Here is an 18,633-nt window from a genome sequence, read left to right as displayed (position 1 = left end):
AACCACACAAAACATTTTGTGTGGTTTGAAGATATATAATTTAAATTAAATAAACTCTTATCTAGATAAAAAATCTAAAACAGAATAATCTCCTAAAGAGATCTCTCTTGAAACTCCAAAATACTGAGCAGAATTTCCAATCATAGAATTAGAAAGGTTTCCATGATTGATTCTTGTATTTTCCTGAATCAATGAATTTTCAATGTTTGAATTTACAACAATTGTATTGTTTCCTAAAGAAACTCCAGGACCTACTTTTGAGTTTGAAATTTTCACATTTTCACCAATAAAACAAGGCTGAATGATCAATGAATTTTCAATAACCGCAGAAGCCGGATACGTAGACATTTCCTCTATTTCATAGGCAAGGATTTTACTATTGGTTTCTACGGTTGCATTTTTGTTCCCGCAATCCATCCAGTCGTTTACTTTTCCTAAAGAGAATTTAGCCCCTTTTGCTCTAAGGTTTTCTAATGCTGTTGTTAATTGGTATTCTCCACCGTTTTTAATATCATTATCCATGATATAATTAATCTCGCTCATTAATTTTTCAGCACTATTAAAATAGTAGATACCAATAATAGCAAGGTCTGAAACAAAAGTCGTTGGCTTTTCAACAAAATCGGTAATGAAACCGTAGTTGTCTAATTTTACCACCCCAAAAGCAGAAGGATCTTCTACGCTTTTTACCCAAATTACACCATCTGAGTTTTTGTCTAATATGAAATCTGCACGGAAAAGAGTATCTGCAAAAGCAATAACAACATCTCCCTGCATTGAAGCCTCAGCACATTTTATAGCGTGAGCTGTTCCTAGTGGATCATTTTGATAATAAATGCTTCCTTTAGCGCCTAGTTTTTCGGCAATATGAATTAATGATTTTTCAATTTCAGGACCAAAATCTCCAATGATAAAAGCTACTTCTTCAATTTCTTCTCCTGCAACTTTAGCAATATCTTCTACCAATCTTTGTACAATTGGTTTTCCTGCGATAGGAATAAGAGGTTTTGGGACAGTTAATGTATGTGGACGTAATCTGGAACCACGTCCAGCCATAGGTACTATAATTTTCATTTATATAATTCTAGTGTTTTCTAAATTTAATTATTTTTATTTTCTTGGCTAAAGGTAATAATTAAAAATATTTTTATGAGTAATATTTATCAGCTTTAGCCAGTTTGCTTAATTTTTTAAACAGACCTGGTAATCATCAAAAGAGAGACCAAAGCTTAGTTTTTTCTTATTCGGGAGAGAAGCATATCTTTTTCGCTGTACAATAATATGGCTATGAAAACCAAAAATAATGAGTTACTCATCCAGATATTATAATTCAGATATTTTACAATAATAAAACTGAAAACACTGAGTAATATAAGAAAAAATGACATTTTCTTCATACGGTAGGGGATAGGGTAATATTTTTGCCCAAGTACATAAGAAATAATCATCATGATAACGTATGCTCCGAAAGTGGCCCAAGCAGATCCCATCATGCTGTGATAATAGCTTAGCGCTAAATAGTTAAGGCCGATATTGATACCTGCTCCAATCCATGAGATAATAGTTCCAACGCTGGTTCTATCTGTTACTTTGTACCATGTAGAAAAGTTATAATAAATCCCGAAACATAGGTTGGCAACAATAATAATAGGAATGATATCTATTGCAATCCAATAGGATTTGTTGGGGATAAAAACGTCTTTCAGCCAAGCAATATTGGCAATAATACCTAAGGCTACAGCACTTGCAAAGAAGGCGAAATATTCAGCAACTTTGGCGTATGTTTTTTTAGCATCCCCTTTATCCATTTGTTTAAAGAAAAAAGGTTCAATTCCCATTCTATAAGCAGTAACGAATAATGTCATCAAAACAGCCAATTTATAACAGCCACCATAAGCTCCAGCTTCATCTCCTGATATGTGGTTTCTTTGGATCGATTTGTCAAAATTTTCATTCACCATAAACGCGAAACCTGCCAACATCAATGGAAATGAATATTTAATCATGCGAGTAAATAAAGACGTCACAAACTGAAATCTTACTTTTAATATAATAGGTAACAATAATAAAAGTCCCAAAGCACTTCCTGCTAAATTACTGACAAATGGAAAATCAACATTTTGATTCAGTCCAAATTTTTGTGATAGATTTTCTGGAATCCAGAAAAATAAAGCGGCAGTAAAAACTGCTTGAAAAATTGCCTGAACTATTCTCACAACCGAATACTTTATTGGCTTATTATGGAATCGTAACCAAGCAAATGGAATGACTAATAGATTGTCAAAAAAAGCAATCGAAGCAAACCATTTTATATATTCCGGATTGTCGTGATATCCTAGATGATCTGCAATAGGCTGGTTGAACAAATAGCATAATGCGAGAAAAACAGAGGAGGTTGAAAATAAAAACCAAAATGAAGTGTTGAAAGTTTTCTTCTCGTTACCTTCTTCGGCAGAAAATCGGAAATAAGCTGTTTCAAATCCAAAAGAAAGAATAATATTAACAAAAGAAATCCATGCATAAAGTTGCGTGAATATGGCAAAGCCCTCATTAGGGATTTTATAGATCAAAAGGGGATTAAGAATAAACAAAATAATCCTAGGTGCAATTGCCCCTATTCCGTAGATGAGTGTTTGCCCTAATAGTTTCTTATACAAAATGTGAAATTTCTTGCAAATGTAAATATTTAGAAATAGATTTTTATGAACGATCTTAAAATTCATTCATAAACCTTAATTTTGCTTACAATGAAATAACAGCCGGATTTTACAATATCGTAAGACAAAGTCTGGTATCTAAAGTAAAAAGTAAATGAAAACCTTAATCAAAAATGTAAAAATCGTTAACGAATGCCAGATCTTTGAAGGTGATATTTTAATTGAAAATGATTTAATTTCTAAAATAGATTCCAATATCTCGGAAGAAGCAGATCAAATTATTGAGGGTGAAGGAAAATATCTTTTGCCGGGAGTTATTGATGATCAGGTGCATTTCCGTGATCCGGGATTGACTCACAAAGGCGATATTGAAACTGAATCAAGGGCTGCCATTGCAGGAGGAATTACAAGTTTTATCGATCAGCCCAACACGGTTCCGAATGCAGTTACGCAGGAATTATTAGCTGATAAATATGAAATAGGTTCTCAGAAAGCGTATGCGAATTACGGATTCATGATGGGAGGAACCAATGATAATTTGGAGGAAGTATTGAAAACAAACCCGAGAAATGTTCCCGGAATTAAGCTGTTTTTAGGTTCTTCTACAGGAAATATGTTGGTAGATAATCCTGAAACGTTGGAAAATATTTTCAGCAATACAAAAATGCTAATTGCTGTTCACTGTGAAGATGAAGCGACAATCAGAGCAAATACTCAAGAATATATTGATAAATATGGTGAAGATATTCCCGTAAAGTTTCATCATTTAATCAGAAGTGAGGAGGCTTGTTATAAATCATCTTCAAAAGCAATTGAATTGGCACAAAAAACAGGTGCAAGACTTCATGTTTTCCATTTGTCAACGGCAAAAGAAACAGAACTTTTCAGAAATGATATTCCTTTAAAAGATAAAAAAATTACGGCGGAAGTTTGTGTTCATCACCTTACTTTCACCAATGAAGATTATGAAACAAAAGGTGGATTAATTAAATGGAATCCTGCCGTAAAAACGCAAAAAGACAAAGACGGACTTTGGGAAGCGTTGTTGGATGGGAGAATTGATGTCATAGCAACAGATCATGCACCTCATACTTGGGAAGAAAAACAAAATGTTTACACAAAATGCCCGTCGGGAGCGCCTTTGGTTCAGCATTCTTTAGTTGTGATGTTAGAGAATTACATCAACGGAAAAATTACATTAGAGAAAATTGTTGAAAAAATGTCTCATAATCCTGCAATTCTTTTCAGGGTTGAGAAAAGAGGTTTCGTGAAAGAAGGATATAAGGCCGATTTAGTGTTGGTTGACTTAAATGAAAACTGGACAGTTGCCAAAGAAAATATCCTTTACAAATGTGGTTGGAGTCCATTGGAAGGAATGAACTTCCATTCTAAAGTGACCCATACTTTTGTTAATGGAAACCTGGTATTTGACAACGGGAAAATTAATGATACAAAATTCGGAGAGCGATTGCTTTTTGAAGTTCAGGAATAAAAATATCAATAGAAGCGGGCTTTAGCCCGTTTTTTTATTAATGTACAAAATTGGCTTTAGCCAAATCGTATTAGAGCTAAATAAAGACTGTAGTTTGCAGTCTTTATTTTTTTTTATCTCTCGCAGATCAAACAGATTTAGCAGATGATTGCGTTAAAAAAAATCTGCGTAATCAGCCAAATCTGCGAGAGAAAAAATTAATTAAAAGATTGCCTGAATTCCAACGGCGACATATTCGTTTTCTTTTTAAAAAGTGTAGAAAAAGACTGCGAATGCTCAAATCCCAATTCATAAGCAATTTCACTTACAGAAAGTGTTGTGGTAGAAAGTTTCTCTTTAGCTTTACTGATCAATTTCTCATGAATATGCTGCTGGGTATTTTGTCCGGTATGAATTCTCAAAAGATCACTTAAATAATTTGGAGAGAGATTCATTGCTTCAGCAATTTGGTGAACGGTTAAAAGACCTTTCTCTGAAGATTCATTGTCGAAATAATCATTCATAAAACGCTCAAATCTTACCAATAGTTGATGGTTGTTGTTTTTTCGGGTAAGAAATTGTCGTTCATAAAAACGGTTAGAATATTGCAAGAGCAATTCAATTTGTGACAAAATAATTTCCTGAGTATGTCTGTCGATATGCTGACATTCTTTGTCTATTTTATTCAGAATCTCAATCAGATTATTTTCTTCATCTTCAGATAAATGTAAGGCTTCATTTACAGCATAAGAGAAAAATCCAAAGCTTGAAATCGTATTGGCTAACGGATGTTTTAATAAAAAATCTTCGTGAAAGATCAATAAATATCCTTTACTTTCACAATCCATCGTTTGTAAATCCAGATACTGAACCTGATTGGGAGCGGTAAAACTTAGGACTCCTTTATCATAATCATAATGTTGCTGTCCGTATTTTATTTTTCCTGTGGCATTTCTTTTTAAAGCGACACAATAAAATCTGTTTGTGAAACCTTCCCAAACTTTATCTTCAATAAAATTACTTTCAGATAGATTGATAACACTTACCAAAGGATGCTTGGGTTCAGGCAAAGAAAGTAATTTGTGGAATGCAGAAACAGATTTTATGGTGTTCATAAGTGCAGTTTTTTAATGTTTTTTTTCTTGGGCAGCTTTATCCGCCTTCCGCTCCCAATCTTTTGTTCGTTCCTCACAAAAGGATTTCCGCTCAAGTCGGGCTGTGATCGTAATGCGTTTTAATATAAACCTCATAGGTTTCAAAAACCTATGAGGTTTGAGTTATTTTTAACAATTAAAGGTACTCATTAATAATCCAAAAGTCCCATTCCGAATTCGTCATAGGTTGCTCCGGTGTCTGTACCCAAAGGTACAATACTTTCCAGCTTCTGAAGATCAGCTTCACTTAGCACAATTGTACTTGCTTCAATATTTTGTTCAAGATATTTTCTGCGTTTCGTTCCCGGAATAGGAATGATTCCTTTGCTGATGATCCAGGCTAATGCCAGTTGGGATGCACTAATATTTTTCTCTTTGGCAAGACTTTCTATGGCTTCTACGAGCTCAATGTTTTTATGAAAATACTGTTCCTGAAAACGAGGAATTCCTCTACGGAAATCATTTTCGGGTAAATCATTAATAGAACGGATCTGCCCGGATAAAAATCCTCTTCCCAAAGGAGAATAAGTAACGAAACCGATTCCTAATTCGTTTAATGTTTTAATGACTCCTTTTTCTTCTACTGTTCTTTCAAACAGGGAAAATTCACTTTGAACTGCCGTAATAGGATGTACAGCATGCGCTCTTTTCACTGTTTCAGAAGACACTTCTGATAAACCAATGTATCCTACTTTTCCTTCTTTAACCAATTCAGTCATCGCTTCCACCGTTTCTTCAATAGGCGTGTTTTTATCCAACCGATGCATGTAATACAAATCGATGTAATCTGTTTTTAGATTTTTAAGCGAACGTTCAACTGCCTTTTTTATATAATCTTTGCTTCCATTGATTGCCCACGTTACTTTATCATTGTCATCAATTTCCCAACCGAATTTTGTAGCAATAATATACTGATCTCGATGACCGTCAATCGCTTTTGCAATCAATTGTTCGTTTTTGAAAGGACCGTACAAATCGGCAGTGTCCAGAAAATTCCCTCCCAATTCCAAAGAACGGTGAATGGTTGCAATGGCTTCTTTTTCGTCAGTTTTACCATACATATCTGCATCACCAAAACCGGTCATTCCCATGCATCCCAAACCTATGTTGGAAATTATTAATCCTTGATTTCCTAATTTTACTTTGTTCATATTCGTAGTGTTGATTTAACAATACAAAAGTCAACAGAAATTAGAAATCGGATGTATGCAAAACGATGGATGTTGTATGCGAATTACGGATAAATGAATTTTAACCCAATTCTGTCATTCTGAACGAAATGGAATGGAGTGAAGAATCTACTTTACCATAGAGATTCTTCCTTCGTCAGAATGACAAACTTTGAGAATATTCTTCAATCAAATTTACTTAATTCTGAATAACAGTATTACGGGTTTTATTTGTGAAAATTAGTGCTAAACATTAGTGTCATTTGTGTTTAAACAAATCATTTCTTCGCCTTAGCACTCATATAAAAACTCAGTTTTCCACCATTCATAATATCAGAATGCTTCAATGTAAAGTTTTTTATTTCTTTTCCATTGAGAAGAATTTTTTCAACATATACATTTTTAGGACTTTGATTGATGGCTTCAATTTCAAAAGTTTTTCCGTTTTCTAAATTCAGAACAGCATGATCTACAGCCGGACTTCCAATCGCGTAATCTTCTGAACCTGGAGCCACGGGATAAAAACCAAGTGAACTCAAAATATACCAAGCACTCATTTGTCCGGTATCGTCATTTCCGCCCAATCCATCGGGAGTCGCTTTGTATTGCATTTCTAAAATTCGTCTGATTTGCGCCTGAGTTTTCCAAGGTTGTCCTGCCCAATTGTAGAAATAAGCAACATGATGTGCCGGTTCGTTTCCGTGAACATATCCGCCAATAATTCCTTCTCTTGTAATATCTTCTGTATCTGCAAAAAACTCGTCGGGCAAATGCATTGTGAATAACTCATCTAATTTTGAAGCGAATTTTTTCTTTCCGCCCATCATTTTAATTAGTTCATCCGGATTTTGAGGAACGAAGAAGCTGTAATTCCATGAATTTCCTTCAATGAAACCTTGTCCGTGTGTACTCAGTGCATTAAAATCTTTTTTGAAACTTCCATCTGCTAAACGGGGACGCATAAATCCGATGGTTTTATCAAAATTGTTTTTCCAGTTTTCAGAACGTTTGATGAATTGATTATAAATTTCTGTTTCCCCCAAATGTTTTGCCAATTGAGCAATTGCCCAATCATCATACGCATATTCTAAGGTGTTGGAAACCGAAGTTCCACTTTTTTCTGCAGGAATATATCCCAAATCAATGTATTGTCCAATGCCTTCGTAATCTCTTTTGTTGGCTGTTTCAATGCAAGCCATTAATGCAGCTTTTGCATTACCGTTATAATTTCCTTTAATAATGGCATCGGCAACTACGCTCACACTGTGATAACCGCTCATGCACCAATTGTCATTCGCGTAATGAGACCAAATAGGTAACATCTTCATCGAGAATTGATCGTAATGAGCCATCATCGATTTTACCATATCTCCATTTCTTTTAGGTTGAATAATGTTAAAGAAAGGATGAAGTGCTCGATAGGTATCCCAAATAGAGAAGGTCGTATAATTCGTAAAACCTTCTGATTTGTGAATGTTTTGATCTAACCCTTTATATTCACCGTTCACATCTGTGTAAGTCGTTGGATTGATAAAGGTATGGTACATGGCGGTATAAAAATTTGTCTTTTCAGTTTCAGAACCTTTAATGACAATTTTATTTAATTCCTGATTCCAGGTTTCCTGTGTTTTTGCTTTCACCTCATCAAAAGATAGATTACCCACTTCTTTTTCTAGGTTTTCTAAAGCATTTACCTGGCTTACGGGTGAAATGGCCAATTTAACTTCAATAGCTTCGTTTTCATTGGTATCGAAATCAAAATACATTTTCAAGTTCTTTCCAGCGATCTCTGGGAAGTTTTTGGTTTGGTCAAATTTTCTCCAGAAACCATTATAAACTTGTTTTCCGTCATAATTTTTCTGACCATAAGATTTAAATGGTTTTGAAAATTTCATAGCAAAATAAACTGTTCTCGTTCTTGCCCAACCATTGGTTTGTCGGTAACCAGTAATGGTATTTCCATTTTCTACTCGAACATACGTCCAAACATTTTTACCCTCATAATTGTAAATTCCGGCCATTAAATCCAAAATAATATGAGCTTGGTCAGACTTTGGGAATGTGTAGCGATGAACTCCAACTCTTGTTGTAGCTGTTAATTCTGCTAAAATATTCTGATCGTCAAGTTTTACTTTGTAATATCCTGCTTCTGCTTTTTCGTTTTGATGAGAGAATCTACTTCGGTAGCCACTTTCAGGATTTGAAGCAGTTCCGGGATTCAACTGTAATTTTCCCACCGTTGGCATAACAAGGAAATCTCCTAAATCGGAATGTCCTGTTCCACTAAAATGGGTAGAACTGAAACCTACAATTGTTTTGTCTTCATAACGATATCCGGCACAATATTTATAGACGTCACCGTTGTATTTCCCATTGAGTTCGTAAGAAATAGTATCTGTTTCAGGACTTAACTGAACAGCTCCAAAAGGGGCAGTTGCTCCGGGATACGTATGTCCCATTTTTTCCGTTCCTATTAATGGATTGACATATTGATAGAGCTTTTCGAATTGTTGACCTTTAAGATGTAAACTAAATGATAAAAATAATAGAAAAATAGAAATTCCCGAATTTTTCATGGATGAATATTTTTTTGAAGAGTAAATTTAGATAAAATCAAAGAATAATTTTTATCATTATGTATTTTTAAAAGAGGTGTTTATTTTAACCACAAAAGAAACAAAAGATTAATACTTTAGTATTTTAAGTTAATTATTAAACCGCTAATAAGAGCACATAAGTTTTAAAAATCTTTGATTTTTTATTCTTTTGAGTGGCTTTTGTTTTCTAACAATTAAACAATAATTAAAAATCTGCGGATATCTTTTGTCCCTTTTGCGGTTAAATTTTTAATTGTTTCAAGGTTTATAGATAAAACAAAAATGGAGTAAATTATTGAAAGGCTATTTTTCAGAAAACCGGAAACCTATTCCATGAAGATTTTCAATAATTACATTTTGTTCATCAGCCAATAGTTTTCGCAATCTCGAAATAAATACATCCAAGCTTCGTCCCATAAAGTAATCGTCATCTCCCCAAATGGCTTTAAGAATATCTTGTCTTTTTACAACGCTATTTTTATGGCGAATAAAATATAATAACAATTCAGATTCCCTCTGGGTAAGACTAATGGTGCTTAATGTATCTTGTAATGTGTAGTTTTTGGGATCAAAGTCATATTTTCCGACTTTGTATTTTGATGGAGTGGTGCTTGTTTTCTTTGAACGCTTTAGGAAAACTTCAATTTTTAGAATGAGTTCTTCAATACTGAAAGGTTTTACCAAATAATCATCTGCGCCAATTTTCAGTCCTTTAATTCTGTCTTCTTTCAAAGCTTTCGCTGAAATAAAAATAATAGGGATCTCAGCGTTTTTATCACGAATGTATTGTGCTAATTCAAATCCGTTGAGTTCGGGCATCATAATATCTAAAAGGCAAATGTCAAAACTTTTGCTATTGAATGCTTCCAATGCAGATTTTCCATCAGGATAACAATCTATATCATAATAACTTTCCAAGCTATCCTGAATGAGGAAGGCTATTGTATTATCATCTTCGGCATATAAAATTTTAGATTTTTCCATGATTTGCACTGATATTTTTAAGAAGGTAAAAACAAGGTGATCGTAATTCCTCCATCCGTATTGTTTTCCACTGAAATTTTCCAGTTATGTTGCTGAACGATTTTTTTAACGTAAAATAAACCTAATCCAAAACCGTTTACCTCATCACTCTTTTTTGTATTTACTCTGTAAAATTTATCAAAAATATGAGGAATATTTTTAGGTGGAATTCCCATTCCGTTATCTTTAAATTTTAAATATAAACCTTTTGAATCTTTAAAAGAAGAAATTATAATATTGGGCGTTGTTTCACAATACTTGATGGAGTTGTCTACAATGTTATAAACGATATTGGTAAAGTGAAATTCATCAGCAAATATTGACGTATTGTTTTCAATTTCTATTTGGATAGAAAGGTTTTCATTCTTCTGTTTTATCGTGTCTACAATTTCTAGAATGAAAGGCAATAAAACTATTTTCTGAGGCTTTAAGGATAAACCAGAAGCATCGTTTTTTGCAATATTTAATATTTTTTCAATATGATTATTAAGCTTATAGCCTTGGTCTGTAATGATAGAAGTGTAGGTTTGTAGCTTAGGGTTTTCCTTTATGAGCTGTTGCTTCGTGAGTGCTTCTGAAGCCAAGAGTATGGATGACAGAGGAGTTTTAAACTCATGGGTCATATTGTTGATAAAATCACGTTGAAGCTCTGAGAATTTTTTCTGTTGAATAATAGTATATATAGAATAAACATAGACCAGGAGAATAATAATAAGAGCAAAGGTGAGTATATACCAAAAACGGAGGGAACTGATAAGATACGTAGCCTTATCCGGAAAACGGATGGAAAAATAATAGACTAAATTTGAATGTTTTGGAAATTTAATCATCTTGGTATTAGGACTTTCCTGATGAGTCGAAATATATTTTCCGTACATCATTTGGTCGCTATGGCAATTGTATAATGCGTAAACGTAATCTGTATTTATTTGTAAACGTGTAAATTCTGTTCTCAAATAATGTTCCAGCACGGCAGGATGAAATTCATTATTAATATTAACCACATAGTAGTCGTTAGAAATATTCTGTACCGGACTTTCGTTAAAAGACGTTTTTCCTCCGGATAATTTTTCTACCACTTCCAGCAAAGCGATGTTTACGGTTTGGTTAAATTTTTTATCCTCAATATTATAGGCTTGTCTGGTCCATAAAAGTTGGGCTATCAAAATTCCGATAATAGCAACAAAGCCGAGCGTTATAATAATATTGAGTTTCTTTATTTCCATTTACCGAAGCAATATTATCCAAAAATATCTATTAATCTTTTATCATTAACAACTTATTAACAAATGTTTGATAGCGGTTAACATGTTGGAGCAACATTCAGCTTTACATTTGCTATATCGAAAAATAATAATCGTTTTTTATATATTTAACCATTAATAAAATTTATACTCATGAAAAATTTAAAAATTACTGCTCTTTTAGCTGTGTTAGCATGTTCTCCGTTTTATGCAAATGTATTTCCTGCTGAAGGAACTCCTGTTGTAAGAACAATTGCAGCTGATATCACGTGGAAATCAGAATCTATTGATGTTGGAAATATTCCTCAAGGAAAACCGAAGTTGATCAGATTTGAATTTACAAATACATCTAAAAAGCCAATTGTTATAGAAAATGTAGCGCCATCATGCGGATGTACTACAGCAGATTATACTAAAACTCCAATTCTTCCAGGAAAAAAAGGATTTGTAGAAGCAAGTTTTAATGCTGCAGCTGCAGGCCCATTCATGAAAACGGTAAACGTTACAACAAGTGAAAGCAAAACGCCTAAAACACTTTCATTTAAAGGAACTGTTACAGCATAATTAATTTAATCTTGTTCAATATAAAAGCAGCCTGATCATTTATTTTCAGGCTGCTTTTTTGTTTTTTATGTGAAGCTATTTCCTGCTTTCCGCTGTATCTTTTTTGTTACAGCCTCCGCTTCGCTCCGGCCGCAACAAAAAAGGATGTCGCTCCAATCAGGGCTAGGTATTTGTCTACATCATATTTTTTTATCACAAAAACAACCTTCAGTTTGTTATTCCATAGGAATCTAGAACGGAATCTTTCTCTAAACCTCACAGGTTTTCAAAACCTGTGAGGTTTGTTTTCACATATAGAATATCAAGGTTAGGATTTTCAGTCATTTCTTTTTGATTCTTCTACGGTTAAGACAATAAAATGTAAAACAATTATTTATAGCATTATTTCTTGATTTATTTTAAAGCATTACATTTTAATATTCATTATTTTTAGGAAAAATTAAAACATATGAATCTATATACACAACCCATGTTGCGTGAAGATGCACTAAAAGATAAAGTAGCCATCGTTACAGGTGGCGGAAGCGGTCTTGGAAAAGCAATGACCAAATATTTTCTTCAATTGGGCGCAAAAGTGGTGATTACTTCCAGAAATTTAGAGAAACTACAGGGAACGGCAAAAGAACTGGAAGAAGAAACTGGAGGTAAAGTTCTTTGCGTTGCGTGTGATGTAAGAAATTGGGATGAGGTAGAAGCAATGAAAGAAGCTACTTTGAAAGAATTTGGTAGAATTGATATTCTATTAAATAACGCAGCCGGAAACTTTATCTCTCCAACAGAAAGATTGACGCATTCTGCTTTTGATTCTATTCTGGATATTGTATTGAAAGGAACAAAAAACTGTACGCTTTCTATCGGAAAACACTGGATTGACTCAAAGACTCCTGGAACGGTTTTAAATATCGTAACCACGTATGCATGGACAGGTTCTGCGTATGTAGTTCCATCTGCTTGCGCCAAGGCGGGAGTTTTAGCGATGACAAGATCTCTTGCCGTAGAGTGGGGTAAATATAATATCCGATTTAATGCAATAGCACCGGGACCATTTCCAACCAAAGGAGCGTGGGACAGATTGCTTCCTGGAGATATGAAAGATCAATTTGATTTAGCCAAGAAAAACCCGCTTAAAAGGGTAGGTGAACATCAGGAATTGGCAAATCTTGCCGCTTACTTAGTTTCTGATTTTTCATCTTTTGTAAATGGTGAAGTGGTAACCATTGATGGCGGTGAATGGCTGCAGGGAGCAGGCGAGTTTAATATGCTCGAAGATATTCCGCAAGAAATGTGGGATGCACTGGAAGCGATGATCAAAGCAAAAAAATCAAATTAATACCTATGAAACTCTCGGATTTGTAACAATTCCGGGATTTTTTTTACCTATCCTATTAAGATTATAAAACTTTTCATAATGAATTTTAAACTTCCAATCCTTGCTTCTGCAATGGCTGTATTCCTGTTTTCAGGATCTGTTCTTGCGCAGGAAGCTCCAAAATATGATTATGCAGAGGTATTCAAGCCTTTCTTTTATCCTCAGACGGGTACAGAAACCCGCTCGGCGAGTGGCCAGCCCGGACATGCCTATTGGCAGAACTCGGCAGACTATAATCTGAATGTGAGTCTGAATGATGCTAAAAACGAAATCTCAGGAACTGCAGAAATTACTTACACCAATAACAGTCCTGATAAACTAGGCTTTCTTTGGTTGCAGCTTGACCAAAATTTATTTTCAAAAGATTCCCGTGGGAATGCTGTTGTTCCTATTGCTGGAAGTAGAAACGGAGCTCATGGAGAAGCGTTTGATGGTGGATATAGAATTAAATCTGTACAATTGGATGGTAAAGACGTGAAATACACGATTACTGATACAAGAATGCAGATCGATCTTCCGAAGGAGCTTAAAGCAAAAGGAGGTATTGCTAAAATTAAAATTGACTACTCATTTGTTTCTCCTGAATATGGATCTGACAGAATGGGTGTACAGCAGACCAAAAATGGAAAAGTTTTTACCATCGCGCAATGGTATCCTAGGATGTGTGTGTACGATGACGTGTTGGGATGGAATACAATGCCTTATCTGGGAGCATCAGAATTTTACTTAGAATATGGTAACATTATTGCCAATATCACCGTACCTGCTAATCATTATGTGGTAGCTTCAGGAGAGCTTCTTAATGAAAAAGAAGTCTATAGTAAAGAAGAAAACAACCGATGGAGCCAGGCTAGAAATAGTGATAAAACAGTTACGATTCATTCAGAATCTGAAATTGGAAAAAATCAGGCTTCAGGAACTAAGACATGGAAATTTAAAATAGATCAGGCCAGAGATTTTGCTTGGGCTTCTTCTTCGGCATTTGTATTAGATGCAGCGAGAATTAATTTACCAAGTGGTAAAAAATCCATCGCTATTTCTGCTTATCCTGCAGAAAGCGGAGGTGAAGCAGCATGGGGAAGATCTACAGAATATACAAAAGCAGCCATAGAACATTATTCACAAAAATGGTATGAATATACCTATCCGGCAGCTACCAATGTTGCAGGAAATGAAGGCGGAATGGAATATCCGGGAATTGTTTTCTGTCATATGGATTCTAAAGGGGAAAGTCTTTGGGGCGTTACAGACCATGAATTCGGACACAACTGGTTTCCAATGATCGTAGGTTCCAACGAAAGATTATTTGCTTGGATGGACGAAGGGTTTAATACTTTTATTAACGGACTTTCTACAGAAGCTTTTAATAAAGGAGAATATTATAAAAAACCGAATATTGCTCAAACGGGATCTTATCTAATGAGTGATCAGTTTGAACCGATTATGGTAGGTCCGGATAATATGAAGGAAAGAAATATTGGCGTTCTTGCGTATTATAAACCAGGAATGGGATTGGATATTTTAAGAAATTCAATTCTTGGTCCTGAAAAGTTTGATAAAGCATTCAGAACATACATCGATCATTGGGCTTTCAAACATCCAACACCTTGGGATTTCTTCCATACCATGGAAAATGTTTCGGGTGAAGAACTGAATTGGTTCTGGAGAGGATGGTTCTTCAACAAATGGAAAATTGACCAATCTGTGAAGAATGTAAAATATGTGAATGGTGATTTTAAAAATGGGGCTGAAATTACTGTTGAAAACCTTGGTCAGTTACCGATGCCAACAACTGTTCAGGTGAAGTATAAAGATGGAACGACCAAAATTGTAAAATTACCTGTTGAGGTTTGGAAGAGAAATACAGAATGGACTTTCAAAGTAGATGCTAATAAAGAAATTGATGAAGTGAAATTAGATCCAAATTCTCAAATCCCTGATATCAATATGAAAAATAACAGCTGGACCAGCGCGCAGGCAAAACCAATTGAGAAAATTACGATTAAAGATTTCACGGGAACTTATGGAAGCAAAGATGCTCCGGTTAAGATTATATTTTCTGAGCAAGACGGAAAGCTGTATGCAAAAGCTGGCGGGCAGTCAGGATTTCCTTTAGAATACACGGGAGACAATACGTTTACTTTTGATCAGGCAGAGCTTGTTGTGGTTTTTAGCAAGGATAAAAAAGGAATTACTTTTACTCAAAGTGGAAGAGAATTCAAATTCACCAAAGAATAATACTCTTGAAATAGGCGTATTACAACAATATAATTAGATCTCTAAAACTTCTCTCTCGCAGAGAAGTTTTTTTGTTGATTTAAAATAAATGATAAGCTTTAATCAATGAAATAAAACTTATTTTTTTCTGATTTCTAAATGGCGCATGATAGACAGATTCCCTTTCCATTCAAGTAGATTTTGCTTGATCAGCATGTGGATTCTGTACAAAAGATAATAGTCTCCGATAGTTGATTTTTGTTTTCCCATGGTTTCTCCAATCACTCTGGCTGCTTTTTGATAATCTGAAGTGCAGTTGTCTAAAATACTTTGATCATAATACTCTTCGTTTACTGAGATGATGCCGTCATCCTGTAATATTCTGTTTGTTTTTTGATCTCCTTTTAGTCTTTCCCATTCGTTGCCATATAATAATTTATGATGCTCTTCTATTTTTTTTCTGATATTGAAAATTCCATCTAAATCTTCAGGATCCTGTATGGCTAAACAATTGGTAGTGTAATCATTTTCCGAAGCCATAGGCCAATCGTCTAAATTGATCTCATGGAGTTCTCGGTCTTTTAAAAGACTGCAATAGCGATATAACATCAGTTTTTCACCTGCTTCGCTTCCGTGCCAGATAATTAATGGCTTTTCTTTTGGGAAATCAATCGTGAATTCAGAAGAAAGATCAGAAAACTGGAAGTGACTTTCATCCTCATTTTCATCTCTGTTGGGAGAGCAAACAGTATCAATGCTTTTCCAGTATGAAGTGAATTTTTCGTAATCGGGCGTAGAGGTAAAATCAGTCACAGGCCCTGTGGTTAGGTCGTTATAAATACAGTGTATTTGTATTTTGTCATTCGGAAAATGAGTTCTAAAATAAGATTCTAACGTTCCTCTTCCCGGATTGCTGTACACTAAATGAATTGCTTTTTTTAAATCGATCATCACTTTATTTTTTTAGTTAATCAATTAAATATCATAACAATGAATTGGAGTTTTCACCATTATAAAATTAGCATTTCTTTTTAACAAAACTTATTTTTCAGGAAAATCTATTTCAAAACCGATTCCTCTTAGCGATTGAATTTTAATTGCTGGATCTTCAATCAGATATTTTCTCAATCGGCTGATGAATACATCGAGGCTTCTTCCTGTGAAATAATCGTTGGTTTCCCAAAGCGTATCCAGAATATCATCACGTTTTATCATTTGATGATTGTGCTTTAAAAGGTACAGCAAAAGATCTTTTTCACGAATCGTTAAACGGATATCTCCTGTTGGGTGAGATAGCAATAGCTTTTCAGAATCCAAATTATAGGCTCCGATTTTCACATGCACTTGTAATGTAGAATGGGAAGTTCTTTTTAAAATGTTTTTAATTCTAAGAATTAATTCTTCAGGGTCGCAGGGTTTTGCAATATAATCATCAGCGCCAATTTTAAGGCCCGTCAGACGGTCTATTTTTTGGTTTTTTGCAGTCAGAAAAAGGATAGGGAACTGTGGTTTTTCTTTTAAAATTATTTTAGAGAGAGAAAATCCATCCATATTAGGCATCATAATATCCAAAATGCCGATTTGGAAATTGAAATCTGAGGTTAAAATGGGTATAACACCTTCAGGATTTTGAAACCAGGTTACATCGAAGTCTTCCAGCTCAAGATACTGTTTAAGGATCATTCCAAAATCAGCATCGTCTTCCACCAATAGAATTTTAATTTTCATAAGGAATGGTTATTTTAAAAGTTGTTCCTTCTTTAATCGTGCTTTCTGCTTCTATTTTACCGTTGTATTTTTCGATGATCTTTTTAACAAAATAAAGACCCAATCCTAATCCTTTTGTATTATGGATGTTGTTGGATTGTATTCTGTAAAACTTCTCAAAAATATTCTTAAGTTCCTTTTTTTCGATGCCCTCTCCGTTATCTGAAACCTTGATTTCCAGTTTTTTTTGTAGGTTAGAAATATGAACCTCAACAAGAGATGATCCGTATTTTACACTGTTTTCGCAGAGGTTCTTAATAACTGTTTCCATAAGATTTTTATCAAAAGGAAGCTGCTGAGAAATTCCATTTTTTAAAACAAATTGAATCTGAGGATAGGTAAAAGCAAGATCTTTAATAAAGAAATCCCAATCTTCAGGTTGTATTTCTTGAATCTCATTTTCTGTTTCATCTTTATGAAGCTGTTGCATGAGACTTTCAAGGCGGGAAATCTGTCGCTCTACTAAGGGAAGCATTTCCGGATTCCAATCTTTTTTCAACGCTTTGGATGCTATTTTTAAAGTAGCAATCGGCGTTTTAAACTCATGAGAGATATTATCGACTACAGTGTGTAAAATTTCAACTTGTTTCTGTTGTTTAATTAAATTTTTAACTGTGAAAATATAAAGTACTAATACACTTGTAAGGAGCGCAATGCAACATAGAAAAAGCAGGGTCAATTCCTTGAAAACGATGCTTTTAATATTTAATATTTCAAAATCTGTCTGGCTTTTTACGCGGAAGCTGTTGTTCTTAATTATTTTCTTATCATCGTCTGATGTTGATTTAGAAGAGGTTTGCCAATTTCCCGTATTTGAAATTCCTGGTTTTACAATTTTATTTCTTGTTTCAAAAAGGATGACAGGTTTTTCAAGCAAATTGGTATTGCTAGGGAGAAAGATAATTGATAAGTATTCTATTCTTACGGCAACTTTATAGCCTTCTTTTTCAAATTGTTTATCTACATAATTACTGAGCTGATCTTTGGTACTTTTTCTATTTTGTTCAAACAGCTCTAAGAAGTCTTTTTTATCGATTTTTTTATCAGTATACTCAATGAAAATATGTTGGAGAGATTCATCTGATGCTTTTTTTAAGCCTCTTCTATCTTCAAGATCATCGGTATGCTGAGTAAGCTTATTATGTACATCTCTGTAAATTTCCCGCTCTTTTACCTGATAGGTCTTGTACATAAAATAAGCCTGTATCCCTAAAAGAAGTAGGAACAGGGCGGCAAAGAGCGCAATGAGATTTTTACTTTTCAAAATCATGATAACAAATATAAAAACTTTAGGACTTCTTCAATAGCCGTTAACTCATCATTAACCTTTCATTAACCGAAATTCTTAGATTATATATTGATTTTTGTAGCGTCGATAAAAGTCTGTTTTTCTTTTGTTTA

At 34.3% G+C, this 18,633-nt stretch carries 14 protein-coding genes; 4 read left to right on the top strand and 10 right to left on the bottom strand.

Features of this window, described 5'->3' with window-relative positions; translation table 11 throughout:
* Positions 1-57 precede the first annotated feature (57 nt).
* Together AMQ68_RS17735 and AMQ68_RS17730 are read right to left on the bottom strand one after the other, a co-directional pair.
* Positions 58-1,074, bottom strand: a complete 1,017-nt coding sequence (locus AMQ68_RS17735; RefSeq protein WP_054511949.1) for a sugar phosphate nucleotidyltransferase — start codon at positions 1,072-1,074, stop codon at positions 58-60.
* A gap of 155 nt (positions 1,075-1,229) precedes the next feature.
* Positions 1,230-2,657: an oligosaccharide flippase family protein gene (locus tag AMQ68_RS17730; protein ID WP_054511948.1), complete on the bottom strand. Its 1,428-nt coding sequence runs from the start codon at positions 2,655-2,657 to the stop codon at positions 1,230-1,232.
* 154 nt (positions 2,658-2,811) lie between these two features.
* Here AMQ68_RS17730 and AMQ68_RS17725 point away from each other — a divergent pair, with 154 nt between their 5' ends.
* On the top strand, positions 2,812-4,149 hold the full coding sequence (locus AMQ68_RS17725) for a dihydroorotase (protein WP_054511947.1): 1,338 nt from the start codon (positions 2,812-2,814) through the stop codon (positions 4,147-4,149).
* Between the two features lie 197 nt (positions 4,150-4,346).
* Here AMQ68_RS17725 and AMQ68_RS17720 read toward each other — a convergent pair whose 3' ends face one another.
* The 5 genes from AMQ68_RS17720 to AMQ68_RS17700 form a co-directional block, all read right to left on the bottom strand.
* A complete protein-coding gene (locus tag AMQ68_RS17720; protein WP_054511946.1) occupies positions 4,347-5,243 on the bottom strand; it encodes an AraC family transcriptional regulator in 897 nt (298 codons plus the stop codon).
* A 188-nt stretch (positions 5,244-5,431) separates the two neighbouring features.
* Positions 5,432-6,433 (bottom strand): aldo/keto reductase, encoded by a 1,002-nt coding sequence (locus AMQ68_RS17715; RefSeq protein WP_054511945.1) that lies wholly within the window; start codon positions 6,431-6,433, stop codon positions 5,432-5,434.
* Positions 6,434-6,729: 296 nt separating this feature from the next.
* The gene (locus tag AMQ68_RS17710) at positions 6,730-9,027 is read right to left on the bottom strand and encodes a GH92 family glycosyl hydrolase (protein WP_082384144.1); all 2,298 of its coding nucleotides are present in this window, start codon (positions 9,025-9,027) and stop codon (positions 6,730-6,732) included.
* 324 nt (positions 9,028-9,351) lie between these two features.
* Positions 9,352-10,032, bottom strand: a complete 681-nt coding sequence (locus AMQ68_RS17705) for a response regulator transcription factor (RefSeq protein ID WP_054511944.1) — start codon at positions 10,030-10,032, stop codon at positions 9,352-9,354.
* Between the two features lie 17 nt (positions 10,033-10,049).
* On the bottom strand, positions 10,050-11,297 hold the full coding sequence (locus AMQ68_RS17700) for a sensor histidine kinase KdpD (protein WP_054511943.1): 1,248 nt from the start codon (positions 11,295-11,297) through the stop codon (positions 10,050-10,052).
* Between the two features lie 171 nt (positions 11,298-11,468).
* On the opposite strand from AMQ68_RS17700, the gene AMQ68_RS17695 reads away from it, so the two are divergent.
* The 3 genes from AMQ68_RS17695 to AMQ68_RS17685 all read left to right on the top strand — a co-directional run bounded on the left by AMQ68_RS17695 (position 11,469) and on the right by AMQ68_RS17685 (position 15,486).
* Complete coding sequence (locus AMQ68_RS17695; protein ID WP_054511942.1) at positions 11,469-11,879, top strand: DUF1573 domain-containing protein; 411 nt, start codon at positions 11,469-11,471, stop codon at positions 11,877-11,879.
* A gap of 448 nt (positions 11,880-12,327) precedes the next feature.
* Positions 12,328-13,209: an SDR family oxidoreductase gene (locus AMQ68_RS17690; RefSeq protein ID WP_054511941.1), complete on the top strand. Its 882-nt coding sequence runs from the start codon at positions 12,328-12,330 to the stop codon at positions 13,207-13,209.
* Positions 13,210-13,287: 78 nt separating this feature from the next.
* On the top strand, positions 13,288-15,486 hold the full coding sequence (locus AMQ68_RS17685; RefSeq protein ID WP_054511940.1) for a M1 family metallopeptidase: 2,199 nt from the start codon (positions 13,288-13,290) through the stop codon (positions 15,484-15,486).
* Positions 15,487-15,603: 117 nt separating this feature from the next.
* Here AMQ68_RS17685 and AMQ68_RS17680 read toward each other — a convergent pair whose 3' ends face one another.
* From AMQ68_RS17680 to AMQ68_RS17670, 3 genes are all read right to left on the bottom strand, one after another.
* Positions 15,604-16,416 carry a DUF3658 domain-containing protein gene (locus tag AMQ68_RS17680; protein ID WP_054511939.1) on the bottom strand — a complete coding sequence of 271 codons (813 nt, stop codon included), beginning with the start codon at positions 16,414-16,416 and terminating at the stop codon, positions 15,604-15,606.
* Between the two features lie 90 nt (positions 16,417-16,506).
* Positions 16,507-17,193 (bottom strand): response regulator transcription factor, encoded by a 687-nt coding sequence (locus tag AMQ68_RS17675; protein ID WP_054511938.1) that lies wholly within the window; start codon positions 17,191-17,193, stop codon positions 16,507-16,509.
* On the bottom strand, positions 17,183-18,502 hold the full coding sequence (locus AMQ68_RS17670; protein WP_054511937.1) for a sensor histidine kinase KdpD: 1,320 nt from the start codon (positions 18,500-18,502) through the stop codon (positions 17,183-17,185). The genes AMQ68_RS17675 and AMQ68_RS17670 overlap by 11 nt, the downstream gene beginning before the upstream one ends.
* Positions 18,503-18,633: the final 131 nt, after the last annotated feature.

Origin of the sequence: Chryseobacterium sp. ERMR1:04 (genome assembly GCF_001297705.1) — a bacterium.
GTDB lineage: Bacteria > Bacteroidota > Bacteroidia > Flavobacteriales > Weeksellaceae > Chryseobacterium.
This window is presented reverse-complemented; position numbering and strand designations above follow the sequence as displayed.

Coding starts and splice junctions, on each gene's coding strand:
- AMQ68_RS17700 (WP_054511943.1), bottom strand. CDS start 11,297: ATGGAAATAAAGAAACTCAATATTATTATAACGCTCGGCTTTGTTGCT.
- AMQ68_RS17735 (WP_054511949.1), bottom strand. CDS start 1,074: ATGAAAATTATAGTACCTATGGCTGGACGTGGTTCCAGATTACGTCCA.
- AMQ68_RS17715 (WP_054511945.1), bottom strand. CDS start 6,433: ATGAACAAAGTAAAATTAGGAAATCAAGGATTAATAATTTCCAACATA.
- AMQ68_RS17685 (WP_054511940.1), top strand. CDS start 13,288: ATGAATTTTAAACTTCCAATCCTTGCTTCTGCAATGGCTGTATTCCTG.
- AMQ68_RS17720 (WP_054511946.1), bottom strand. CDS start 5,243: ATGAACACCATAAAATCTGTTTCTGCATTCCACAAATTACTTTCTTTG.
- AMQ68_RS17710 (WP_082384144.1), bottom strand. CDS start 9,027: ATGAAAAATTCGGGAATTTCTATTTTTCTATTATTTTTATCATTTAGT.
- AMQ68_RS17670 (WP_054511937.1), bottom strand. CDS start 18,502: ATGATTTTGAAAAGTAAAAATCTCATTGCGCTCTTTGCCGCCCTGTTC.
- AMQ68_RS17705 (WP_054511944.1), bottom strand. CDS start 10,032: ATGGAAAAATCTAAAATTTTATATGCCGAAGATGATAATACAATAGCC.
- AMQ68_RS17675 (WP_054511938.1), bottom strand. CDS start 17,193: ATGAAAATTAAAATTCTATTGGTGGAAGACGATGCTGATTTTGGAATG.
- AMQ68_RS17695 (WP_054511942.1), top strand. CDS start 11,469: ATGAAAAATTTAAAAATTACTGCTCTTTTAGCTGTGTTAGCATGTTCT.
- AMQ68_RS17690 (WP_054511941.1), top strand. CDS start 12,328: ATGAATCTATATACACAACCCATGTTGCGTGAAGATGCACTAAAAGAT.
- AMQ68_RS17725 (WP_054511947.1), top strand. CDS start 2,812: ATGAAAACCTTAATCAAAAATGTAAAAATCGTTAACGAATGCCAGATC.
- AMQ68_RS17680 (WP_054511939.1), bottom strand. CDS start 16,416: ATGATCGATTTAAAAAAAGCAATTCATTTAGTGTACAGCAATCCGGGA.